Annotated in this window: 23 protein-coding genes and 1 tRNA gene; 15 read left to right on the top strand and 9 right to left on the bottom strand. The window is 68.9% G+C overall.

Features of this window, described 5'->3' with window-relative positions:
• The 8 genes from ACZ63E_RS39885 to ACZ63E_RS39920 all read left to right on the top strand — a co-directional run bounded on the left by ACZ63E_RS39885 (window position 1) and on the right by ACZ63E_RS39920 (window position 7,593).
• Window positions 1-996: an ABC transporter ATP-binding protein gene (locus ACZ63E_RS39885; protein WP_465341498.1), complete on the top strand. Its 996-nt coding sequence runs from the start codon at window positions 1-3 to the stop codon at window positions 994-996.
• Window positions 989-1,987, top strand: a complete 999-nt coding sequence (locus ACZ63E_RS39890) for an ABC transporter ATP-binding protein (protein WP_465341499.1) — start codon at window positions 989-991, stop codon at window positions 1,985-1,987. Before ACZ63E_RS39885 ends, ACZ63E_RS39890 begins: the two co-directional genes overlap by 8 nt.
• A gap of 126 nt (window positions 1,988-2,113) precedes the next feature.
• Complete coding sequence (locus tag ACZ63E_RS39895) at window positions 2,114-3,784, top strand: S8 family serine peptidase (protein ID WP_465341564.1); 1,671 nt, start codon at window positions 2,114-2,116, stop codon at window positions 3,782-3,784.
• Window positions 3,785-3,864: 80 nt separating this feature from the next.
• Complete coding sequence (locus tag ACZ63E_RS39900) at window positions 3,865-4,701, top strand: hypothetical protein (RefSeq protein WP_465341500.1); 837 nt, start codon at window positions 3,865-3,867, stop codon at window positions 4,699-4,701.
• A 47-nt stretch (window positions 4,702-4,748) separates the two neighbouring features.
• Window positions 4,749-5,576 carry a hypothetical protein gene (locus ACZ63E_RS39905; RefSeq protein ID WP_465341501.1) on the top strand — a complete coding sequence of 276 codons (828 nt, stop codon included), beginning with the start codon at window positions 4,749-4,751 and terminating at the stop codon, window positions 5,574-5,576.
• Entirely contained in the window at window positions 5,573-6,355 is a 783-nt protein-coding gene (locus tag ACZ63E_RS39910; RefSeq protein ID WP_465341502.1) for a hypothetical protein, read from the top strand. The genes ACZ63E_RS39905 and ACZ63E_RS39910 overlap by 4 nt, the downstream gene beginning before the upstream one ends.
• On the top strand, window positions 6,352-7,131 hold the full coding sequence (locus ACZ63E_RS39915; RefSeq protein ID WP_465341503.1) for a hypothetical protein: 780 nt from the start codon (window positions 6,352-6,354) through the stop codon (window positions 7,129-7,131). The genes ACZ63E_RS39910 and ACZ63E_RS39915 overlap by 4 nt, the downstream gene beginning before the upstream one ends.
• Before the next feature lie 162 nt (window positions 7,132-7,293).
• Window positions 7,294-7,593: a hypothetical protein gene (locus ACZ63E_RS39920; RefSeq protein WP_465341504.1), complete on the top strand. Its 300-nt coding sequence runs from the start codon at window positions 7,294-7,296 to the stop codon at window positions 7,591-7,593.
• Here the strand turns inward: ACZ63E_RS39920 and ACZ63E_RS39925 are convergent.
• The gene (locus tag ACZ63E_RS39925) at window positions 7,571-9,064 is read right to left on the bottom strand and encodes a S10 family peptidase (protein ID WP_465341505.1); all 1,494 of its coding nucleotides are present in this window, start codon (window positions 9,062-9,064) and stop codon (window positions 7,571-7,573) included. The genes ACZ63E_RS39920 and ACZ63E_RS39925 overlap by 23 nt on opposite strands.
• Window positions 9,065-9,095: 31 nt before the next feature.
• On the opposite strand from ACZ63E_RS39925, the gene ACZ63E_RS39930 reads away from it, so the two are divergent.
• From ACZ63E_RS39930 to ACZ63E_RS39945, 4 genes are all read left to right on the top strand, one after another.
• Window positions 9,096-9,353 (top strand): hypothetical protein, encoded by a 258-nt coding sequence (locus ACZ63E_RS39930; protein WP_465341506.1) that lies wholly within the window; start codon window positions 9,096-9,098, stop codon window positions 9,351-9,353.
• The gene (locus ACZ63E_RS39935) at window positions 9,350-10,033 is read left to right on the top strand and encodes a uracil-DNA glycosylase (RefSeq protein ID WP_465341507.1); all 684 of its coding nucleotides are present in this window, start codon (window positions 9,350-9,352) and stop codon (window positions 10,031-10,033) included. Before ACZ63E_RS39930 ends, ACZ63E_RS39935 begins: the two co-directional genes overlap by 4 nt.
• An 84-nt stretch (window positions 10,034-10,117) precedes the next feature.
• Window positions 10,118-11,452: an NAD(P)/FAD-dependent oxidoreductase gene (locus ACZ63E_RS39940; RefSeq protein ID WP_465341508.1), complete on the top strand. Its 1,335-nt coding sequence runs from the start codon at window positions 10,118-10,120 to the stop codon at window positions 11,450-11,452.
• Window positions 11,453-11,573: 121 nt separating this feature from the next.
• A protein-coding gene (locus ACZ63E_RS39945) for an IS5 family transposase (RefSeq protein WP_465341509.1) occupies window positions 11,574-12,442 on the top strand; the annotation gives its coding sequence in 2 pieces (ribosomal slippage) (window positions 11,574-11,945 and window positions 11,948-12,442; 867 coding nt in all).
• Window positions 12,443-12,457: 15 nt separating this feature from the next.
• Here the strand turns inward: ACZ63E_RS39945 and ACZ63E_RS39950 are convergent.
• The 5 genes from ACZ63E_RS39950 to ACZ63E_RS39970 form a co-directional block, all read right to left on the bottom strand.
• Window positions 12,458-12,628: a hypothetical protein gene (locus ACZ63E_RS39950; protein ID WP_465341510.1), complete on the bottom strand. Its 171-nt coding sequence runs from the start codon at window positions 12,626-12,628 to the stop codon at window positions 12,458-12,460.
• 138 nt (window positions 12,629-12,766) lie between these two features.
• Window positions 12,767-14,077, bottom strand: coding sequence for a hypothetical protein (locus ACZ63E_RS39955; RefSeq protein WP_465341511.1), 1,311 nt, complete (start codon window positions 14,075-14,077; stop codon window positions 12,767-12,769).
• Window positions 14,074-14,412, bottom strand: coding sequence for a hypothetical protein (locus tag ACZ63E_RS39960; protein WP_465341512.1), 339 nt, complete (start codon window positions 14,410-14,412; stop codon window positions 14,074-14,076). The genes ACZ63E_RS39955 and ACZ63E_RS39960 overlap by 4 nt, the downstream gene beginning before the upstream one ends.
• The gene (locus ACZ63E_RS39965) at window positions 14,406-15,023 is read right to left on the bottom strand and encodes a YbaB/EbfC family nucleoid-associated protein (RefSeq protein WP_465341513.1); all 618 of its coding nucleotides are present in this window, start codon (window positions 15,021-15,023) and stop codon (window positions 14,406-14,408) included. Before ACZ63E_RS39965 ends, ACZ63E_RS39960 begins: the two co-directional genes overlap by 7 nt.
• A 169-nt stretch (window positions 15,024-15,192) precedes the next feature.
• Window positions 15,193-15,789: a TetR/AcrR family transcriptional regulator gene (locus tag ACZ63E_RS39970; RefSeq protein ID WP_465341514.1), complete on the bottom strand. Its 597-nt coding sequence runs from the start codon at window positions 15,787-15,789 to the stop codon at window positions 15,193-15,195.
• A gap of 52 nt (window positions 15,790-15,841) precedes the next feature.
• Here ACZ63E_RS39970 and ACZ63E_RS39975 point away from each other — a divergent pair, with 52 nt between their 5' ends.
• The 3 genes from ACZ63E_RS39975 to ACZ63E_RS39985 all read left to right on the top strand — a co-directional run bounded on the left by ACZ63E_RS39975 (window position 15,842) and on the right by ACZ63E_RS39985 (window position 18,308).
• Window positions 15,842-16,693 carry an alpha/beta hydrolase gene (locus tag ACZ63E_RS39975; RefSeq protein ID WP_465341515.1) on the top strand — a complete coding sequence of 284 codons (852 nt, stop codon included), beginning with the start codon at window positions 15,842-15,844 and terminating at the stop codon, window positions 16,691-16,693.
• 173 nt (window positions 16,694-16,866) lie between these two features.
• Window positions 16,867-18,207, top strand: coding sequence for a ricin-type beta-trefoil lectin domain protein (locus ACZ63E_RS39980; protein WP_465341516.1), 1,341 nt, complete (start codon window positions 16,867-16,869; stop codon window positions 18,205-18,207).
• A gap of 24 nt (window positions 18,208-18,231) precedes the next feature.
• Window positions 18,232-18,308: transfer RNA gene (locus ACZ63E_RS39985), tRNA-Leu, on the top strand.
• Window positions 18,309-18,330: 22 nt separating this feature from the next.
• On the opposite strand, the gene ACZ63E_RS39990 is transcribed toward ACZ63E_RS39985, so the two are convergent.
• From ACZ63E_RS39990 to ACZ63E_RS40000, 3 genes are all read right to left on the bottom strand, one after another.
• On the bottom strand, window positions 18,331-19,539 hold the full coding sequence (locus ACZ63E_RS39990) for a Fic family protein (protein ID WP_465341517.1): 1,209 nt from the start codon (window positions 19,537-19,539) through the stop codon (window positions 18,331-18,333).
• 448 nt (window positions 19,540-19,987) lie between these two features.
• Window positions 19,988-20,347: a Rieske (2Fe-2S) protein gene (locus ACZ63E_RS39995; protein WP_465302517.1), complete on the bottom strand. Its 360-nt coding sequence runs from the start codon at window positions 20,345-20,347 to the stop codon at window positions 19,988-19,990.
• A complete protein-coding gene (locus ACZ63E_RS40000; protein WP_465341518.1) occupies window positions 20,344-21,447 on the bottom strand; it encodes an amidohydrolase family protein in 1,104 nt (367 codons plus the stop codon). Before ACZ63E_RS40000 ends, ACZ63E_RS39995 begins: the two co-directional genes overlap by 4 nt.
• Window positions 21,448-21,606 lie beyond the last annotated feature (159 nt).

The following is a 21,606-nucleotide window of genomic DNA, read 5'->3' on the forward strand; positions in this document are numbered from 1 at the left end:
TTGTCCGACAACGAACTACTGCTCGAAGTAGAGGATCTGCACGTCGAGTTCCGCACTTCCGACGGCGTGGCCAGCGTGCTCAACGGCGTCGGTTACTCGGTGCACGCCGGGGAGACCCTCGCCGTGCTCGGCGAGTCCGGCTCCGGCAAGAGCGTCACGGCGCAGACCGTGATGGGCATCCTCGACATGCCGCCCGGCGTGATCACCGGCGGCGCGGTGCGCTGGCGCGGTGAGGACCTGCTGACCGCGTCCGCCGAACGGCGCCGAGAGGTGCGCGGCAGCGAGATCGCGATGATCTTCCAGGACGCCCTTTCGGCGCTCAACCCGGTGTTCACCGTGGGGTTCCAGATCGAGGAGCAGCTGCGGGTGCGGCTCGGGATGTCCAAGAAGGACGCTCGCAAGCGCGCGATCGAGCTGCTCGACATCGTCCGGATCCCGGCCGCGGAGCGGCGAATCAAGGACTACCCGCACCAGTTCTCCGGTGGCATGCGCCAGCGCGCGATGATCGCGATGTCACTGGCGCTCGACCCGGACCTGCTCATCGCCGACGAGCCGACCACCGCGCTCGACGTCACCGTGCAGGCCCAGATCATGGACCTGCTGGCCGAGATCCAGGCCGAACGGAAGATGGGGCTCGTGCTCATCACCCACGACCTGGCCGTGGTCGCCGAGGTCGCCGACCGGATCGCCGTGATGTACGCGGGCCGGATCGTCGAGCAGGCCGACGTCACCGAGCTGTTCCGCGCGCCGGCCCACCCGTACACCGCCGCGCTGATGGACTCGCTGCCGCGGCTGGACCTCAAAGGACAGACGCTGGAGACCATCAAGGGCCTGCCGCCGAGCCTGCTCGACATCCCGCCGGGCTGCGCGTTCCACCCGCGGTGCAAGCGGGCGGAAGCCAAGTGCGGCGTCGACGTCCCGCCACCGCTGGGGATCGGCTTCGGCCGGACCAGCGCGTGCCACTTCGCCGAAGAGGTGGTGAACTCCCGTGCCTGAGCCCATCCTTTCCGTCAGCGACCTCAAGAAGTACTTCCCGGTCCGCACCGGCATCCTGTTCAAGCGCACGATCGGCCAGGTCAAGGCCGTCGACGGCGTCTCGTTCGACCTGATGCCGGGCGAAACACTCGGCGTCGTCGGCGAGTCCGGCTGCGGGAAGTCCACTTTGGCCCAGGTCCTGATGCGCCTGGAAGAACCGACCGCCGGAAGCGCGAAGTTCGAGGGCCGCGACATCTTTTCCTTGCGCGGCAACGAGCTGCGCAAGCTGCGGCGCGAGATCCAGATCGTGCTGCAGGACCCGTACACCTCGCTCAACCCGCGGATGACCGTCGGCGACATCGTCGGGGAGCCGTTCGAGATCCACTCCGACGTCGCGCCGAAGGGGTCGCGGGCGAAGAAGGTGCAGGAGCTGCTGGAGGTCGTCGGGCTCAACCCCGAGCACCTCAACCGCTACCCGCACCAGTTCTCCGGCGGCCAGCGCCAGCGCATCGGCATCGCGCGGGCGCTCGCGCTGCGGCCCAAGGTGATCATCTGCGACGAGCCGGTGTCCGCCCTCGACGTCTCGATCCAGGCGCAGGTGATGAACCTGCTCGGTGACCTGCAGGACGAGTTCGGGCTGTCGTACGTCTTCATCGCGCACGACCTTTCGGTGGTGCGGCACCTGTCCAACCGGGTCGCCGTGATGTACCTCGGCAAGATCGTCGAGATCGGCACGGACGAGGAGATCTACGAACGACCGTCCCACCCGTACACCCAGGCGCTGCTGTCCGCGGTGCCGGTGGCGGACCCGGCCGTGCGCGGGCAGCGGCAGGTGATCCGGCTGACCGGCGACGTGCCGAGCCCCCTGGATCCCCCGTCCGGCTGCCGGTTCCGCACGCGGTGCTGGAAGGCGCAGGACAAGTGCGCCACCGAGGTTCCCGAGCTCGTGCCGCGGACCGACGGCCACTTGTCAGCTTGTCACTTCGCGGAGCAGAAGTCGGTTGTTCCATAACGTACGTTTGGCCGTTGTAACCACAATGTCCGATCTATACGGTGCAGGAACCGCTTTCCGAGGAGGAGAAACGTGAAGAGACCCAGGCTTCTCGCCGCCGCGCTGGCCGTCCCGTTGTTCGGGGCGATGTCGGCCGGCGCGGTCCCCGTCGCGGCGGCGCAGCCCGCGCTGTCCGGCCCGGCCACCGAATTCACCGTGCTCGCCAAGGACACCCAGAGCATCGGCACCGCCCAGCAGGCGATCCGCGCCGCCGGCGGGACCGTGCTGGAGACCAACAGCGCCGTCGGCCTGATCAAGGCCAGCGCCCCGGCCAGCGGGTTCACCGAGCGCGTCTCGGCGAACCGGGCCGTGTTCGGCGCGGCCAAGGCCCAGGTCATCGGCTCGCTGCCGAAGGACGGCAAGAAGACCAAGAAGGACAGCACCGAGAAGGAAGGCCGCGGCGCCGCTGCCGCGAAGAAGGCCGTCGCGAACAAGGCCGTCGGGATGGACCCGCTGGACGACCAGCTCTGGGGCCTCAAGTCCGTCCGCTCGGACCTCTCGCGCACCAAGCAGCCCGGCAGCAAGCAGGTCAAGGTCGGCGTCATCGACACCGGCATCGACGGCACGCACCCGGACATCGCGCCGAACTTCGACGCGGCCGACTCCCGCAACTTCGTCAAGGACATCCCGTTCGACGTCAACGGCGTCGAGGTCGACGGCCCGTGCGAGTTCCGCGGCTGCGTCGACCCGGTCAACCACGACGACGGCGCGCACGGCACGCACGTCGCCGGCACCATCGCCGCCGCGGCCAACGGCTTCGGCATCTCGGGTGTCGCCCCGAACGTGACGCTGGTGAACATCCGCGCCGGCCAGGACTCGGGCTACTTCTTCCTGCAGCCGACCGTCGACGCGCTGACCTACGCCGGCGACGCGGGCATCGACGTCGTCAACATGAGCTTCTACACCGACCCGTGGCTGTACAACTGCACGGCGAACCCGGCCGACTCGGCCGCGGAGCAGGCCGAGCAGCGCACGATCATCGAGGCGACCCAGCGCGCGTTGAACTACGCGCACAAGAAGGGCGTCACGATGGTGGTCGCGCTGGGCAACCAGCACACCGACCTCGGCGCGCCGCAGCCGGACACCACGAGCCCGGACTACCCGGCCAACTCGACGCACCCGCGCACGGTCGACAACAGCTCCTGCCTGAACCTCCCGGTCGAGGGCAACCACACGATCGGCGTCGGCGCGTTCGGGCCGTCACAGGCGAAGGCGGACTACTCGAACTACGGCACCGAGCAGATCTCGGTGTCCGCGCCGGGCGGGTACTTCCGCGACGGCTTCGGCACGCCGTGGTTCCGCACGGTCGAGAACGAGATCCTCTCGGCGTACCCGAAGAACGTGGCCGTGGCCGAGGGCAACGTCGACGCGGCGGGCAACGTGACGCCGGCCGGTGTCGCGCTGGGCGTCCAGAAGGCGACGGCGGCCGACGGCCGGGTCGGCTACTACCAGTGGCTGCAGGGCACGTCGATGGCGACGCCGCACGCGGCGGGTGTCGCGGCGCTGATCGTTTCGCAGTACGGCAAGAAGTCGGGCGCCGGGTTCGGCCTGGACCCGGACAAGGTCCAGCGGGTGCTCGAGGGCACGGCGTCCGAGATCGCCTGCCCGGTGCCGCGCACGGTGGACTACCTGGACGAAGGCCGGGACGCCACGTTCACGGCGACCTGTGAGGGCAGCCCGTCGTTCAACGGCTTCTACGGCAACGGCGCGGTCGACGCCTACGCCGCCGTGACGCGCGGATCGCAGTACCTGAAGTAACAAAAGCCTCACGAGCACGCCCCGGGGAGACAACCTCCCCGGGGCGTCGCGCGTGAGAAGGGGGACCAGGGGGAGGTTCCGTGATCGTGCACGAGCCGGCGCTGCCGGTGGACCCGAAGCTGCCGGGCGAGCCGGGGCTGCTCGAAGTGGGCCGAACGAGGTTGTGGCTGGCCGGGCGTGGAGTGCGGGTGTGGCTGCCGACCCGGTTGCTCGCCCTGCGCATCGGCGGCCGGGACACGAGTGGGGTGAGAGTACCGGCCTACCGGGTCGTCTTGGCTTGCCTGTGGGTCGCCGTCGTCGTCGTGTTCATGCTCACGGAGTTGAACGCGGTCGTGCCGGCCGCGGGTCTGTGGTTCGCCGCGTCCCAGCTGTTCCGCCGGCGCCGTGCCCAGCGGCGGGACCAGGTGGCCGAACGCTGGATCGGCGCCGGCACACCGCTCCCGTGGCGGGTGGCGGTTAAGCAGGTGGGCTGGTGGTACCTGGTCTCGGCGGTCCTCACGTTCACCGGCGGGGCGGTGCTCTGCGCGGCGTCGTTCCTGACCGCGCCGCGGTTCACCTGGAACCACTGGTACCCGCCGGCCCTCGTGATCGGCTTGCAGACGCTCGCGCTGGCGGCCGGCGCCGGCCTCACCGCGCTGGTGCTCGGCCGGGTGCTGCGTGCGCCGGTGATCGCGGAGGACGAGGCTTCCCGGTTCGTCGACGAGGTGCTGCGCGCGGAGGACCCGTACCGGTTCGCCCCGACCGCCGTGTACGCCTTCCTGGCGATGCCGGGCTTCGTCGTCGACTGGGGGACGCCGGGGGTGCTCGGGGGGTGGGCGCTGGCGTACCTGGTGACCGTGGCCGCCCTGCAGCTGATCGGCTGGCTGGACACGCGTCATCGGTACCGGCTGGTGCCGCCGGGCTTCTACGGCCGGTAAACCTTTTTGCCCGCTCGGGCGTGTTCTCCTCGAAACGGGGAGGTTTGATGCGTGAAGAGGTGCCGACACGAGGCGAGATCGTGACGGCCGCGGTCTGGCTGGGCCGGCACGGGGTCCGGGTGGGGATCCCGACCCGGCTGCTGGCGACCCGGCTCGGCATCCGCGGGCGCGCGCTGCCGAAGGGGCTGCTGGTCGCGCAGGTGGTGATCATGCTCGCCGCGATCGGCTGCGCGGTCGCCTACCAGTGCCTGCAGTACCTGCCCGGCGTGCGCGGGGTGGAGATGACCGAAAGCAAGGTCGCGTACTTCATCGTCTTCGGGGCCCAGAGCGCGACCTGGTTCTGCTTCCGGCGCCGGGACCGGCAGGCCGCGGCCGCACTGGGCCCGCGGGCGCTCCACCAGCCGCGCCCACCGTGGCGCGAGGTGCTCGACGGCTGGTTCCTCGCGTCCGCCGTGGTGACCTTCGCCGGGGGCGCCGCGCTCGGCCTGACGATGTACTTCGCGACGCCGTACCGGACCTACGCCTGGAGCTGGCTCGGGCTGCTGGCGTTGGCGTTTGTGCTCTTCGCGGTCACCGTGACCCGCCTCGTGCGCCGGCCGGTGATCGCCGAAGACGAGCCGTCGCTGGCGGTCGACGCCGTGCTGCGGCGCGACGACCTCGCCGTCACGCTGCCCGCGGGTTACGCGTTCCTGGTGCTCACGGACCTCGTGACGACCCACCGCCAGCCGCCCGGGTTCGCGCTCTGGCTCGTCGGGTACGCGGTGCTGGCGGCGGCCCCGCAGATCACCGGCGTGCTGGTGTCCCGCCGGCGGCGGCCGGCCCTCCCGGCCGGCGACTACGGCGTCCCCCTTCCGGCTCAGGCCGGTGTCCGATGATCGCGCTGACGGCCCGGGAGCGGGCCGCGACCCAGTGGCTCGCGCGGCGCGGGATCCGGGTGGCCGAGCCCACGACACTGCTCACCGCACGGCTGAGCGTGCGCCGCGGGAAGTCGTCGCCGGGTGCCTTCACCGCGGTCTTCGCCTTGACGGCGCTGATGTGCGTCTGCGTCGGCGGGTACCAGTTCCTGCGGCTCCTGCCGTCGGTGGACGCCGCCGACCTGCCCGTCGGCGGACCGGCCTTCTTCACCATCACCGTGGCGGTGCTGGGGACCTGGCTGAACGTCCGCGGCGGTGACCGGGAGGCGCGCGCGAAGCTGGGCGACCGGCCGGCCCGCCCGCGCCTGTCGTGGCGGGAGGTGCTGAGCGGCTGGTACGCGGCCGCGTTCGCGGTCACCTTCGGCGGCGGCGCGGTCCTGGGCGCCGTGCTGGCCGCGACGGGCCTGCTCTGGGCGTGGTTCTGGCTCGGCCTGCTGGCGCTGGGCGCGGTGGCGGACACGATCATCGTGGCCGGGGTGCTCCGGCGGCCGGTGCTCGCCGAGGACGAAGGCTCCCTGGCGATCGACTTCGCGACGCGGCTCGAAGACGTCCAGCTCACGATGCCGTCGGCGTTCGCGGTGCCGCTGGTCGGCGATCTCGTGTTCACGGACCTGCCCGGCAAGCCGTGGCTGGTCGCTTACCTCGTGCTCGCGGTCGCCACGCACGTCGTCGCGTGGTTCACCCAGCGGCGGCGGATTCCCGCGCTGCCTTCGGACGCCCACTACGGGGAGGTCTCGTGAAGACCGAATACGAGGTGGGCCTGCGCTGGCTCGCGAAACGCGGCCGGCCGGTCGCCGACGCGACGTCCTACATCGGCCAGCTGGTGGTCACCCGCAACGTCAAGGTCGGCCGCGCGTTGCCGTGGGTGCTGCTGTTCGCCGTGCCCGGTAGCGCCGTCCTGGTCGGCTACCAGAGCATCTTCGGGGAGACCGCGGCCACGCTGGCGTACTTCCTGTGGTTCTTCCTCCAGCTGACGCTGTGGCAGAGCGTCCGACGCCGGCAGCGAGAGCTGGCTCGCCGGACCCGGCCCTGGGCCGGCGCGACACGCGACTACAGCGCGGCAGGCGGCTGGTTCGCGGCGGCGCTGGTCCTCGCGTACGGCGGTGGTGTGACGCTGGCCGTGGTCATGCTCTCCACGGCGCCGGCCTACGCCCGGAGCTGGCTGGGGCTGCTCGGCCTGAGCGCGGTCTGCGCCGCCGTGGTCCTGACCGGGTTCCTGCGCGGCCCGGTGCTCGCCGAGGACCCGGAGTCCCTGGCGGTGTACCGCGGGATCCTGGCGGAGAACCTCCACACGGCGGCCCCTTCGCTGGTGGCGGTCCCACCCCTGCTGGACGTCGCCGCCGGGGGCCGGGTGCCGCCGGGGTTCGGGCCGTGGCTGATCGGGTACGCCGTGCTGGTGATGGCCGCGGAGTTGCTGGCGTACCGGCGGAACCGGCGGCCGCTCCCGCCTGGACACTACGGTGACCCGTTGCCCGCGCAGACCGCGGTGAACTGGGCACCACCGGAGCTTCGGTGAAGGATCCGGTGTTCCGGGCGCTTTTCGAGGCCGCCTACATATCTCCGGCCACGGACGGCAGCCACCCGGGTTCACCGGCTGGCTGATTGCCTACGTGATCCTGGCCTGGATGGCGCAGACTGTGTCCGTGATCCAGGTTCGCCGAGCCCGGGGGGTGGCCGCATGATCGACGACGCCGGGTACGACCGGTTCCTCGCCGAAGGCCGGACCGCGCTCGCGGCCGGGATCCCCCTCGACACCGTGCTGGTCCAGCTGCGCCGCCGAGGCTTCTCGCAGATCGACTGCGTCCGGGCGGTCCGCGACCTGACCGGCGCGCGGCTCGGCGAAGCCAAGGTCGTCGTGCACGAAAGCCCGGCCTGGGCCGACGTCCGCGAGCGGAACGAAGCAGCCCACGCCGACCTGGCCGAGGCCCTCGAGAAGGAAGGCCCCGGCCCGGACGTCAGCGGTTCGACGCCTTCTTGACGAACTTCGCGAGGTCCTTCGACTGCTGCACCCGCGTCGGCTCGTGGACGTACATCATGTGCCCCGCCGGGTAGTACGCCGTGTCGATGTTCTCCCGCAGCTCCTCGGGGATCTGCAGGTGGGCCAGCACGTGCTCGGCCGCGAAGTACGCCGTCGCGCCGTCGTAGTGGCCGAACGCCACGTGGAGGTGCAGGTGCGGGTTCGCGCGCATCGCCGCGCTCACCGAGTCGGCCACCGACACCGAACGGCCCTCGAAGTCCGAGTACGACCACGCCTTGAACGTGTCCTCGTGGATGATCTCGTACGGCAGGTCGTTCTCGTAACCCAGCTCGGCCCGGACGTAGTGGTTGAACGAAGCCGCGTACGCGCCGATCACCCGGGAGATCGACGGGTCGTCGCTCATGTGCTCGCGGCCGCCGTCCGGCTCCCACGTCGTGAAGCGGCCGTCCATCCGGCCGACGGTCAGCGCGCGGTCGCGCAGCAGCTCGGTGAAGAACCGGACGTGCTCGATCCGCAGGTTCACCCGGTCCACATAGGACTCGGTGAGCCCGGTCAGCGACGCCAGCGTCGCCACGGCGTCCGCCCGGTCCTGTGTGGACAGCCGCGCGCCGCGGGCCAGCGCCCACGGCAGGTCCTTCGCCGCGAAGTCCTCGGCGTCGGCGAGGACGTCGTCGAGCGGGCGCTCGCCGTGGAAGCCGTGGTAGTGCGCGATCGCCGCGTACGTCGGCACGTACAGCGAGTACGGCAGGTCGTTGCCCTCGGTGAACCGCAGCGTGCCGAGGTCGAGCACGGACGAGATCAGCAGCAGGCCGTTGAGGTAGAGCCCGTGCCGCTCCTGCAGGTGCGCGGCCAGCCCGGCGGCGCGCAGCGTGCCGTACGACTCGCCGGCCAGGAACTTCGGCGACAGCCAGCGCTCGTGGCGCGACACCCAGAGCCGGATGATCTCGCCGACCGACTCGATGTCGCCCTTGAACCCGTGGAAGTCCTTGGTCTCGCCGCCCTCGGACGCGCGCGAGTACCCGGTCGACACCGGGTCGATGAAGACCAGGTCGCTGTGCGCGAACAGCGTCTCGGGGTTGTCGGCCAGCCCGTACGGCGGCGGCACGAGGTCGTCAACGTCACCCGAAAGCACCCGGCGCGGCCCCAGCAGGCCCATGTGCAGCCAGATGCTCGACGAGCCGGGGCCGCCGTTGAAGGCGAACGTCACCGGCCGCGAGCCCGGGTCGGCGTCGTCGAGGGTGTAGGAGGTGATGAAGACCTCCGCCTTCGCCTTGACCCCCTCGGACTTGCCGTCCTTCACGACCTCCTTGCGGAGGACGATCCGCCCCGCCTTCGCCGTGTACGCGAGCTTCTTCCGCTTCACGGTGATCGTGTGCTGGGTGGTGACGATGTCGTCGGTGGGCTCGGCCGGGATCTCCGTCGTTTCCGGAGCCTTCTTCTCGGGAGCCTCTTCGGGGGTCGTGTCCGCCATGGACCCAACCTAGTTGTGGCAGGGTGACTCGGTGCACACCGGGGACTGGCCGACGACGGTAGAAGACGCGCTTGCGGGGCCGGCCGTGCGCGCTCGCACATGCCTCAACGAGCCCGATGTCCGCGGTTCGGGACCACAACCGGTCGATGCCGTCGGCCGCGCTCAGGGCGGCGCCACCTTCGAACACCTCTCCGACGTGCAGCTGACCGTGGCCCATCCCGGCCCGCGCTACCGACTCCCCGAGACGACGCGCCGCGCCGACCACCTGTCCCGGGCGGCGCTGCGATGAGGACGCTCGCCGAGCTGGACGTCGCCGTCGCCGGGTGTCGCGCCTGTCCGCGGCTGGTCACCTGGCGCGAAGGCGTCGCGGGCACCAAGGCGGCGTTCCGGGGTGAGGAGTACTGGGCGCGGCCAGTGCCGGGCTTCGGGCCGGCGGACGCGTCGCTCGCCGTCGTCGGCCTGGCGCCCTCGGCGCACGGCGCGAACCGGACCGGCCGGATGTTCACCGGCGACCCGTCGGGTGACTTCCTCTTCCGGGTGCTGCACGAGGTCGGGCTCGCGTCTCAGCCGACGTCCGAGCGGCTCGGCGACGGCCTCGAGCTGTACGGCACGCGGCTCGTCTCGCCGGTGCGCTGCGCCCCGCCGGAGAACAAGCCGACGCCGGCCGAGCGGGACACCTGCCGGCCGTGGCTCGCGGAGGAGCTGACGCTGTTACGTCCGACACTGCGCGCGGTCGTCGTGCTCGGGGCGTTCGGCTGGCAGGCGTTGCTGCCCGTGCTCGCCGCGGCCGGCTGGCCGGTGCCGTCGCCGCGGCCGGCGTTCGGGCACGGCGCCGTCCTGGAGCTCGGCGACCTGCGCGTATTCGGCTGTTACCACGTCTCGCCGCGCAATGTCCAGACCGGACTGCTGACGCACACGATGGTGGCCGACGTCTTCCGTGCCGCGACCTCGGTGACGGCCTCGGACTGAATCGTTACGGAAGGTGCAGCGACGCTGGTCACAGCGAGATGGGGTCCCCTCGCAAGGTCCGTGTGAAGGTGCGACTATGAGGTCATGGCTGCTGCGAAGTCGAAGTCGGAACCGACTCGGATCCTCGTCCTCGGTGGTGGGTACGTCGGGCTCTACACGGCGTACGGCCTCCAGAAGATGCTCCGGGCCAACGAGGCCTCCGTGACCGTCGTTGACCCGCAGCCCCACATGACCTACGCGCCGTTCCTCCCGGAGGCCGCGGCCGGCGCGATCGAGCCCCGGCACGTGGTCGTGCCGCTGCGGCGCGTCCTCAAGCGGTGCCACGTGCTGACCGCGCGCGTCACCAAGATCGAGAACGAGAAGAAGTCCGTCACGGTCGAGGCGGCCGACGGCCACATCGAGCAGCTGGGGTACGACGTCCTGGTCGTCGCGCTCGGCGCCGTCGCCCGGATCCTGCCGATCCCGGGCCTGGTCGAGCAGGGCATCGCCTTCAAGACCATCGGCGAGGCGATCTACCTCCGCAACCACATCATGACGAAGCTCGACGAGGCCGCCAGCACGCTGGACCCCGAGCTGCGCAAGCGCCTGCTGACGTTCACCGTCGTCGGCGGCGGGTTCGCCGGCATCGAGGCGCTGGCCGAGCTCGAGGACATGACCCGGTTCGCGGTGGAGAACTACTACCCGAACATCCAGCCGGCCGACGTCCGCTGGGTGCTCGTCGAGGCCGCCGGGCGCATCCTGCCCGAGGTCCGCGAGACGCTGGGCGTGTACACGGTCGAGCAGCTGGAGAAGCGCGGCATCGAGGTGTACCTCTCGACGGCGGCGAAGTCGTTCGAGAACGGCCACGTCGTGCTCTCGGACGGCACGGAGTTCGACACCGACACGCTCATCTGGACGGCGGGTGTGAAGGCCAACCCGGTCCTGGCCGACTCGGACCTCCCGCTCGACAAGCGCGGCCGCGTCGAGGCGACGGCCGCGATGCAGGTGGTCGGCCACCCGGACGTCTGGACCGCGGGCGACAACGCGGCGATCCCGGACCTCTCGCGCACCGAAGAGGACCCGACGGCGACGTGCCCGCCGAACGCGCAGCACGCCGTCCGCCAGGCGACGCTGCTGGCGAAGAACATCATCAAGGTGATCCGCGGCGGAAAGCCGAAGGACTACTACCACAAGAACCTCGGCGCGGTGGCCAGCCTCGGCCTGCACAAGGGTGTGGCGGACGCGCTGAACCTGAAGATCAAGGGCTTCCCGGCGTGGCTCTTCCACCGCGCGTACCACCTCAAGGCGATGCCGACGTGGAACCGCAAGATCCGGATTCTCTTCGACTGGATCCTCGGTGGGCTGTTCCGGCGTGAGGTCATTTCGCTGGGTCAGATCAACAACCCGAAGGACGAGTTCGCGCGCGTCTCGAAGTCCTGAGGTTTCGGTTTTGCCGGGCCCCGTTCACCTTCCGGTGGACGGGGCTTTCCGGTTTACGGCGGCGGCGTGACTAGGGTGTGTCCTGTAAGTGGTTGAGCTGGACCTCTGGTAACTATGCGCGGTGGTTGGTCGCGGTGAGTTGACGGATAAGGCCTGGGCGGTGATCGAGCCGCTGCTGCCACCGGTGCAGGGCGGCGGCCGGCGATGGCGGGATCACCGGCAAGTGATCAACGCGATCCTGTGGAAACTGCGCACCGGCGCCCCGTGGCGTGACCTGCCCGACCGCTACGGTCCCTGGAAGACCGCGCATGAACGGCTGCGGTTGTGGACCAAGGACGGCACCTGGGAACGGATCCTCGACCGGGTGATCGTCAAAGACGACGCCGTCGGCGACCTCGAGTGGATCATCTCGGTCGACTCGAGCGTGGTCCGGGCGCATCAGTATGCCGCTGGCGCCCGGAAAAAGGGGGATGCAGCGACGGAATCGAAGCCCTCGCCTGCGACGGGGAAGGACTCGGCCGGTCCCGCGGCGGGCTGAGCACCAAGATCCATCTCGCCGTCGAAGGGCGGGGCCTGCCGATACGGATCCTGCTCACCCCAGGCCAAGCCGGGGACAACCCGCAGCCGCTGCCGCTGCTGGATGGCATCAGCGTCACCCGCCCCGGGCCCGGGCGTCCGCGGTGCCGGCCGGAAACGGTGATCGCGGACAGGGCCTATTCGCATCCCTCGACCAGGCAGGCAATGCGCGACCGGCAGATCACCTTCGTCAGCCCGGAACGGGACGATCAGATCGCCCGCCGCGCCGCCAAGGGCTCCCGCGGCGGGCGACCACCCACATTCGATGCTGAGGTCTACAAGCAGCGCAACGTGGTCGAGCGGTGCTTCAACCGGCTCAAGCAGTTCCGTGACCTGGCCACCCGCTACGCCAAACGTGCCGCTTACTATCGGGCAGAACTCACCATCGCCGCCATCGTGCTCTGGCTCCGATGACTTACAGGACAGCTCCTAGCCGCGCTTGGGCTGGCCGCTCTGACTGGTGGACGCGCCGTTGTGGTTGTTGCTGCCGTTCTTGAACTTGTTCGACCCGCGCTGCTGCTGGGCCGCCTTGCGCGCGGCGGATTGCTGGGCACGCTGGCTGTTGGCGTTCTTGTCCTGGTTGACGTGTTTGTTCGCCATCTCATACCTTCAATCCGGTTGCCGGTGGGTTGCCCATCCAGCGGCAGAGTCTTCCGGAATCGGAACCTTGTTACGGCAGGCGAGAAACTAACCAAAAACGGCGCCCCGGTGTGAATCGGGGCGCCGTTTCCGTCGTGCTTACTTCTCCGCCTCGTCGTCCTCCGGCGGGTCGTCCTTCGCGGCCGGTGGGATGGCCTTCATCATGTCGACGATGGTCTTCCCACCCAGGCCCTGGGCGCCGTACGTCGGGTCGCTCATGACCTTCACGACCTTCTCGATGCCCTCCAGTGCCTTCTTGGAGTTGCCGCTCGTGAAGGTGATCGGCGCGCCGGCCCATTTGTCGAAATTCTTGAGGAGCTTTTCCATCTCCGCCTTTTGCTCGGGCGTTGATGCTTTTGCTTCCAGTTCCTTGGCCAGCTTGTCGCGCACGATGCGGGTGACCTTGTCGCCGAGGGTCTTCGGCTTGTTCGGGTCGGGCGTGGGCTCGTCCGGCTTCTTCCCCTCCGGGGTGGTGTCCTCCGGCTTCTTCCCGCCGCCCGCGTTGGGATCGTGCTTGACCACCTGGTTGCCGCCGTGCGGTTCGCCGGCCGGCGGCTTGGGGGTGTGCGGCCCGGGCTTCGGCAGCTTGACCTTGCCGAGGCCGTCGCCGATCGCGTTCTTCACGACGTCGTCGGCCGCGCCGCGGGTCTTGGCCAGCAGCTTGAGCATCTGAGCGAGCTTCTTGGCGAGGTCGGCGATCTTCGTGCCGATCTTGCCGATCGCCACCCCGACCTCGACGATCGTGCTGGTGATCGCCGCGACGATCGAGGCGCCGAACGTGATCGGCGCCAGCGCCACCGCGATGATCGCGGCCTTGACGATGCCGGCCAGCGTCATCGCGATGAGGTCGCGGATGATGCCGCGCACCGTGCCGATGAGGCCGCCCGCGATCGCCATCTGCTTGCCGGCGAAGTCGACGTAGTCGGCCAGCGCGTCGATCTGGGCGCTGACACCCTCCATGTCGGTGCGGAACTTCTCCGCCGCGTCACCCGACCAGGTCTTCAGGACCTCTTGGGTGGCCGCCTTGTGCTTCTCCGACTCCTCCCGGACCTTCTTGCCCTCGGCCCAGATCGCCTCCTTGGCCGCGTCGATGCCCTTGGGATCACCCATCAGGACGTCCAGCGGCCAGCGGAAGATCACCAGGTGCTCGATCAGCCAGCCGATGCCGGCGGTGAGCAGCGACCCCAGCGGGTCGAGGACCATGCCGAGGATGTCGACCGCCATGCCGACCGACGCCATGCCGATGCTGAGGCTGTCGCCCTCGGCAACCGCTTTCTTCAGCCCGAACGCGGTGTCGAAGAAACCCGCGCCGGCGGTGTCGCCCCCGCCCGGGTTCTCCGGGTCCTTGAAGTCGTCGGCCTTGACACCGGCGTTGTTGCCGAAATCGCCGCGGTGGTACTCGTCGCTCACTTGACCTTCACCTCTCCCAGGCCCTTGGCGGCGCCCGTGATCGTCGCCTCCGCCTCCTGGTCGCCCTCCTGGTACTTCTTCGTGGCGTCGCGGACCTTGTCCGAGAAGTCCTTCACCTTCGACGAATAGTCGTGCAGGTGGTCCCGCGCCTTCGCGCAGTGCATGCTGGCGCCGGCCCCGTAGAGCTGGCCGCCGGTGATGCCGAAGATGCCCGGGTCGCCGACGCAGCTGCCGACCATGTCCGCGCTCTGCTGCAGGGTCTGTTCGAGGTCGTCGAGGTACGTGGCGAAGGTGCCCAGTGCCTCCCAGCGTGCCGCGATCCCGTCGCTCACCATGGCCTCATTTCTTCGTCGTCGAAGGGTTGCGACCGCCGCGGCGGCGCGGGGGGTGGCGGCGCCGGCCGGCCCGGCTGCGGCGGCATCGGACGCCCCGGCTGCGGCGGCATGGCTCCACCCGGCGGCGGCATCGGGCGCCCCGGGGGCGGCATCGGGGGCATCGGGCGGCCCGGCGGCGGCATCCGCCGTCCGGCCGGCTCTTCGTCGTGCGCTTCCGGAGCCCACTTGTCCTGCTCGGGAGCGCTTTCTTCGGCCTCCTCGACCTTCGGCAGGAAGGTCCGGACCAGCTGGGCGGCCTGGTCGTCCCCGTTGATCTCGGAGTAGGTGTCCACGACCTTGCCCGCGGTCTTGCGCTGCGCCTCGCGCACCGTCTTCATGACCAGCGCGCCGAGGTTGGCCGGTCCCAGCCCGCAGGCCCGGTTGCCGAACTCGATCGAGCTGAGCGAACCGTTGGCCTCCACGGTCACCGTCACCGAACCGTCCGGGGACCGCACGGTGGACCCGGCCGCGGCGAACGCCGCCGCCAGCGCTTCGCCGCGTTCCTGGAGTTTCCGGGCCTCCCGCTCCAGGAGCAGGGCGAAGTCCTCGCCCGGTTGAAGTTCAGGGTGCATGCGCCGCCTCGACTCGAACGTTCGGGCGAGGTGGAGCGTCACCTCGCCTTAACCTGAATGGGGTCTGTTGGACAGAGCGACGTTACTGCATGCTCATCGCCCGGCAGGCGCGAAGTGCCCGAAATAATCAAAAAGTATGACCTGGTCGGGCAGTGCGGGGGAGCGTTGCTCAGGGCTTCGAGCCCGGCTGGCTTGTCTGGTTTGTCCGCATTCGCAGGATCAAGGCGACGGCGTCCGCCGAGAGTGTTTCCGGGCTCAGGACCGCCTGCAGGAGCAGCCCGCGAATCGCGGCGATCGTGACGGTGGCCGTCGTCAGCGCTTCCTCGGCGCCGAGCCCTTCGTGTTCCGCGAGCGAGGCCAGCATCCGGGTCAGGTCGTCGAGCGAGTCGACGAAGTCGCGGAAGTCGTCCGGCCGGTACGCGGCCAGCCCGACGACGTGGAAGAAGCCGCGGGCGCGCGAGAGCTGTTCCGGGCGGAGGTAGGCCCGCCAGATCGCGACGACGAGGTCGTCGAAGGTGGCGCCGTTCCGGGCGGCCTCGAAAAGCGCCTCGTTGTCCCGGGATCGCTGCGCCTCGAGCATGGCCGCCAAGACGCCCGAGAGGGACCCGAAGTGGTAGCGCAGCAGGGCGTGGCTGGTCTCGGCCCGCGCGGCGATCTCGCGGAGCGACACGTCCGGCGAGGGAAGGGCCTCGTCGAAGGCGTCGAGAAGCCGGGCCAGGAGCCGCTCGCGCGCGTCGCCCTTCGGCGCTGAGCTTGACAGGTTCACCCCGGCAGTTTATCCATTGGAAAAGGCAGGCTGCCGACGGAGGGGACTTGCGATGAGCGTCATGTGGCAGGGCTGCCTGGCCGACACCGACTACTTCGAGCTGCGGTCGAGCGGTGGGCACGACTACGGCGTCTGGGTCACGACGCCGCCGGGCTACGACCCGGCCTCGACACGGGCGCCGGTGGTGTACGTGCTCGACGGCAACTGGGCCGTGGGCATGACGGCGCCGCTCATCGTCACCCAGCTGGACCCGATGCAGCGGATCGAGCCGTACATCCAGGTCAGCGTCGGCTACGCGGGCGAGGAGGCTCAGCACTGGGCGCGGCTGCGCAACAGGGATCTGGTGCCGCCCGGCGAGCCGATCGCCCCGGAGCTCGTCGACGCGGTGGAGCTGGGCCTGCAGGCCGGGGCGATGACGCGCGAGGAGGCCGAGGCGTATCTCGCCGAGCTGCGCGACACTCACGCGGACGCGTTTCTGCGCTTTCTCACCGCGGAACTGCATCCGCGAATCGAGCGCGACTACGGCACGGCCGCGGGCGGTCACGGCCTTTTCGGGTATTCCTATGGGGGACTTTTCAGCCTTTACGCGTGGCTCAGCGATTGCGCGCTCTTCGAGAGCGTCGGCGCGGGTAGCCCTGGTGTGGCCAGTGAGGGCAGCCGGGTCTTCGCTCAGCTTCAGGAGCTGGGTGACAGCCGGCCCGCAGCCAAGCTCCACGTGACTTTCAACGACCGGGAGCTTCTCGGAGAGCTGGCCATCTACCAGAACCTCGCCCGGAACACGGCGGCCGTTCTGCACCGTCTCGGTTCGCGTGGGGTCGTCAGCAGTGCGGTCCTGCGCGAAACGCACGTGACCGGTCTGCAGGCTTCGTTCCTCAGCTACCTCAGGGCGTGTCGTGCCCGGTAAGTCGTGTTGCGCGAGAGAACGGGTGTTTCAGGAGTTTTAAGGGGAATTGACCGGCTGTGTGCCGGTGAGCGACATGGTCTGGACAACTGGGCCGCTGAGCGGGTATCCCTTTCTTCACAACGCGGAATAAGTCCGCTCCGGCTCCCTCCCCACGGTCCCCCTGGAGCTCAGTCATGCCCTTTTCCCGCACCAGAGCGGCACTCGTCGCGGCCTTGCCCGCCGTGTTGAGCGCCGCCGTCCTCGCGACCACCCCGGCGACGGCCGCCGCGGCCGGGCCCGCCTTCCCGGCCCACTACGCGGCGCCGTACCTGCAGATCAGCGACTCCGACGCCGGCGACATGGCCGCCGACATGAACGCCACCGGCACGAAGTTCTTCACGCTGGCGTTCCTGACCCCGCAGTCCGGCTGCACGCCGGTGTGGGAGGCGAACGGCACCGGCGTCGGCTCGTTCAAGTCGCAGATCAGCGCCCTGCAGGCGGCGGGTGGCAACGTCATCCCGTCGTTCGGCGGCGCGGAGGGCGGCGAGCTGGCCCAGACCTGCACGAACACCGCGAGCCTGACCGCGGCTTACGCCAACGTCGTCAACACCTACGGCACGCCCCGCCTCGACTTCGACATCGAGGGCGGCGTCCTGAACGACACGGGGTCGAACCAGCGCCGCAACTCCGCGCTGGCCGCGTTGCAGCAGCAGAACTCGGCGGTCCAGGTCGACTACACGCTCGCGGTCGACCCGACGGGCATCCCGTCGAACGAGCTCGACCTGCTGCGCGACGCGAAGAACAAGGGTGTGAAGGTCAGCGTCGTCAACCTGATGGTGATGGACTTCTACGACGGCCAGCCGGTCCTGGGCGACGCCCTGTCGGCGGCCCGCGCGTCGGCGTCCCAGCTGGCGAGCCTGTACGGCATTTCGACGTCGGCGGCGTACGCGATGATGGGCCTGACCCCGATCGCCGGCCGCAACGACGACGGCGCGCAGTTCAGCCAGTCCGACGCCCAGCAGCTGGAGACGTTCGCGGCCCAGAACGGCGTCGCGGAACTGTCGTTCTGGGAGGTCCAGGACTACGACCGCGCGACGGGCTACGCGTACTCGCGCATCTTCAACGCGATCACGGGCGGCACGACCACCCCGCCGCCTTCTTCAGGCGGCACGATCACCGGCTACGGCGGCAAGTGCGTGGACGTGGCGGGCGCGTCGTCGGCCAACGGGACGACGGTGGACCTGTACACGTGCAACGGAACGAACGCCCAGCAGTGGACGTCGACGTCAGGGACGCTGCGTGCCCTCGGCAAGTGCCTGGACGTGAACGCGGCGGGCACGGCGAACGGGTCGAAGGTCCAGCTGTACGACTGCAACGGAACGGGCGCCCAGCAGTGGTCCCGATCGGGAAACCAGCTGGTGAACCCGACATCGGGCAAGTGCCTGGACGCAACCGGCCCCAGCTCGGCGGACGGCACCCCGCTCCAGATCTGGACCTGCACGGGCGCGGCGAACCAGTCGTGGACGCTGAACTGACGGCCATCACCTAGAGTGTGCGGTGCCCCCGTAGCCCAACCGGCAGAGGCAGTCGACTTAAAATCGATTCAGTGCGGGTTCGAATCCCGTCGGGGGCACCAACCGCCGGTCCGGCGTGTCTGCTCAGGCTTCGTCGATGAGTACGTTGTAGACCCGCGGTGCATAGAACCTGCGTGAACCGCTCGAGCGGGTCTGCAACGGGGCAAGTATTCCCAACTGCACAAGTTGGTTTACAAGACCATTTGCGCGACCATAAGATATTTTAAGTTCCTTCTCGACTACTCTGACGGTGAATGATGTGTTCGAGACGGCGAAGTCGACCAGGGTGTGAGCGGTGTCTGCCCGAAGCGCAGACTTGCGAACGATCTCCTTCATCTCCGCCTGTATCCCGACAAGGGTGAGCATGCGCTCGTGCGTTCGTTTCGCCGAAGCCTCGAGACCTTGTGCAAAAAAGTGAACGTACGGATCCCAGGCGCCGTCCGTGCTGACGGCGAAAAGATAGTCGTAGTATTCGCTGCGGCGTGCCTCGAACCACGGTGAAACGGTCAGGGTCGGCTCGAGCAGGACTCCTTGGTTGTAGAGGTTCACCACGATCAGCATTCGGCCGATTCTGCCGTTTCCGTCGTGAAACGGATGCAGGGTCTCGAACTGGTAGTGGGCGATCGCCGCCGACGCGACGGGGTCGATCTCGCGCCCTGCCTCCTTGTTCGCCGTCCACGCGAGGAGGTCGCGAAGGTTTGCTTCAAGATCCAGGCCGGGCGGTGACGGTACAAAGCGTGCTGCATGTACGGGCAGGTCTCGGGGGTGCGCACCCTCGCGTTTTCCCACTACGACCTGATGATCTCGAACTTTTCCGGAAGACGGTCCTTCGCTTTTTGTTCCGCGAACGAGTATCTCTTGCAGCTCTTCCAGGACGCTCACCGTCAAAGGGCGGCCGGTTTCGGTCTCGTTGAACGCGGTCTCGGCCATGGCCACGTAGTTGAGCACCTCGCGCATGTCGGTGCTTTCCGGTTGCTCTTCGTCGGCGGTGAGCACCTCGGCAAGGGGTGCATAGGTGCCCTCCAGTGCCGAAGTGCTTTGCGCTTCTGCTCGAAGTGAAGGCCTGCGGAACAAGCGAGGATTGGGCAGGCGCCGGGCGGTGCTGTCGAGTGCGGCAAGGGCGGCGCGAGCGTCCGCCACGGCGCGGTATGTTGCCCCGCTCAGTGCCGGGGACTCGGTTGGCAGCGGATCCGGCACGAATGCCTTGTGTGACCATTCGCCATGGCGGGGGTCTGTGCCATGGATGGGAACGAGGCTGCCCGGTGCTCGCTCGGAGAAGGCGTCGAGGTCCACCATGTCAGTCTAACGCACCATGTTCATCATGTCCCGGTTGTATGCCATCCCTGCTGGGTGAAGGTGAGGTTCAATCGGGGCAAGCGTCCTCTTGTCGCCCGCGTCCAGGTCGGGCGCGGGGATGTGTCAGTCATGTGCAATGGCGGAGCTGTGGATGTCGCACAATGGCTGGATGACTGACATGGCAGCTCGGCGTCCAAGGCTGAGGGCTGCGCAGGTCGGTCGTTGGCTTGTCGGCGGCAGGGCTTGGTCATGTGTGTTTCGTGCAACGTGGCAGCTCTTGATGTCACACAATGCGATGTTTGCTGACATGGGTGGCTCGGTCATGTCTGTCATGTGCAATGGTGGGGCCGTGGATATCACACAACGGCGTGATCACTGACATCTTGCTCGCTTGGCACCTGGGTCGGTGGCCGACAACGCAAGGTAGCTGAGGTGGCCATCACCGCTACACGTAAAGCACCACGAACCCGTCCTCGGCGTCCACCTCATACGTAGCCGCCCGAGAACGGCGGCCCAGCTTGACCACCGGCCGACCCGTTCGGACGTCTATCTCGTAGTTGTGGAACGGGCACACCACCACCCAGCGGTCCTCGTCCGGCACGTGCCTGCCGCACGCGTCCGCCTGCCACATTCGCTCCAGGGAACCCGCTGACAGAGACCCGCCGTGGTGGGGGCAGTGGTCCGACAATGCCCGGTACTCGCCTCCCGGTAGCGCCGCTATCACTATTCGGCGGTTCTCGTGCGTGAACAGCCTTGTGCGGCCCGGGGGGAGCTCGGCTGTCGGGCACACCACGTGGCGGGTCACTTCGCGTACTCCCCGAGCCGGTAGAACTTGGCCGCGTTGTCGTACAAGACCTTTCGCTTCAACTCCGGTGAGAAGCTCGTCGGGAGCGACCGCTCCGGGGTGTCGGAGTCCCAGTGCGGGTAGTCCGACGAGAACATCAGGAACTCGTCGTTGCCGACCATCTCGAACATCTCCAGCATGTGCCTCGGGTTCTCGACGTACTCCATCGGCTGCGTCGTGAACTTCACCTGCTCGCGGATGTACTCGCTCGGCAGGCGCTTGACCCACGGCACCTCGCGGCGCAGGGCTCGATAGTTCTGGTCGAACCGCCACATCAGGTGCGGCAGCCACGTCCAGCTGGACTCGACCATCACCACCCGCAACGTCGGGAACTTCTCGAACACCCCGCCGGCCACCAGGCTGATCAGCTGGGACTGCCATGCCTGGGTGACCGCCGTGTGCCACTCGAGGAAGAACGGGGGTAGGCCTACCGCCGTCTCCGATGTCGTTCCGTGGTGGAAGCCGACGGCCAGGTCGTGGCGGACCGCTGCTTCGTACACCGGGTGGTAGAACTCGCGGCCCAGCGTGTCGTGGGAAATCGCCGGCAGCATGATCTGGACGATGCGGGGGTGCGGGCCGACCCGGTCGATCTCCGCCACCGCCGAGGCCGGGTCCTGGGCCGCGATGTGCATCGACCCCAGGAACCGCTCGTCCTTGCGCAGCCACTCGCGCATCAGCCAGTTGTTGTACCCACGGGCGATCGCCGTCGCGAAGTCGGGCTGGGTCTTGAACTCGGTCGGGTACACCAGCCCCGTCAGGACGGCGTGCTGGACGTTGTAGCGGTCGAGGTGCTGCTCGCGCATCAGCTGGTAGTCCGAGCCGGCGCGGGTGCCGGGGCTGCTGATCGCGTCCGGGCGGGCGATGCCGCCCGTCGTCGGCCATGTGTAGGGCAGGTGGACGCCGGTCCAGTTGTTGATGTTGATGCGGCTGCGGTACGGCTCGTCGATGTAGAACGCGAACCGCGGGCCCGAAATCATTTCGTGCACGTCGGTGTCGATGACCGGGGCCGGCGGCGGCAGCGTCTCCTCCTCGGAGACCTGTTCGGAAACGATCGTCGTCATGAAGTCCCCTTATCCCGCCAGAATCGCCGAACCGGTGCCGCCCGAGCGTAGCTCCCGGTCCGGCCCGGGAAAGCGGGCTTGCCTGTCTTTCCGGCACTTGCCCCTCCAGTTGCCGCTTTTGCCGTTCCGGCGGCATCAATGATCGGTCAACGAGCCGTC

It is taken from the genome of Amycolatopsis sp. NPDC104819, assembly GCF_055583145.1.

Excerpts from the sequence above, each read along its gene's own strand:
- ACZ63E_RS39895 (WP_465341564.1), top strand. The coding sequence starts at position 2,114 with ATGTCGGCCGGCGCGGTCCCCGTCGCGGCGGCGCAGCCCGCGCTGTCC.
- ACZ63E_RS39905 (WP_465341501.1), top strand. The coding sequence starts at position 4,749 with ATGCGTGAAGAGGTGCCGACACGAGGCGAGATCGTGACGGCCGCGGTC.
- ACZ63E_RS39910 (WP_465341502.1), top strand. The coding sequence starts at position 5,573 with ATGATCGCGCTGACGGCCCGGGAGCGGGCCGCGACCCAGTGGCTCGCG.
- ACZ63E_RS39920 (WP_465341504.1), top strand. The coding sequence starts at position 7,294 with ATGATCGACGACGCCGGGTACGACCGGTTCCTCGCCGAAGGCCGGACC.
- ACZ63E_RS39925 (WP_465341505.1), bottom strand. The coding sequence starts at position 9,064 with ATGGCGGACACGACCCCCGAAGAGGCTCCCGAGAAGAAGGCTCCGGAA.
- ACZ63E_RS39935 (WP_465341507.1), top strand. The coding sequence starts at position 9,350 with ATGAGGACGCTCGCCGAGCTGGACGTCGCCGTCGCCGGGTGTCGCGCC.
- ACZ63E_RS39940 (WP_465341508.1), top strand. The coding sequence starts at position 10,118 with ATGGCTGCTGCGAAGTCGAAGTCGGAACCGACTCGGATCCTCGTCCTC.
- ACZ63E_RS39950 (WP_465341510.1), bottom strand. The coding sequence starts at position 12,628 with ATGGCGAACAAACACGTCAACCAGGACAAGAACGCCAACAGCCAGCGT.
- ACZ63E_RS39960 (WP_465341512.1), bottom strand. The coding sequence starts at position 14,412 with ATGGTGAGCGACGGGATCGCGGCACGCTGGGAGGCACTGGGCACCTTC.
- ACZ63E_RS39965 (WP_465341513.1), bottom strand. The coding sequence starts at position 15,023 with ATGCACCCTGAACTTCAACCGGGCGAGGACTTCGCCCTGCTCCTGGAG.
- ACZ63E_RS39975 (WP_465341515.1), top strand. The coding sequence starts at position 15,842 with ATGAGCGTCATGTGGCAGGGCTGCCTGGCCGACACCGACTACTTCGAG.
- ACZ63E_RS39980 (WP_465341516.1), top strand. The coding sequence starts at position 16,867 with ATGCCCTTTTCCCGCACCAGAGCGGCACTCGTCGCGGCCTTGCCCGCC.
- ACZ63E_RS40000 (WP_465341518.1), bottom strand. The coding sequence starts at position 21,447 with ATGACGACGATCGTTTCCGAACAGGTCTCCGAGGAGGAGACGCTGCCG.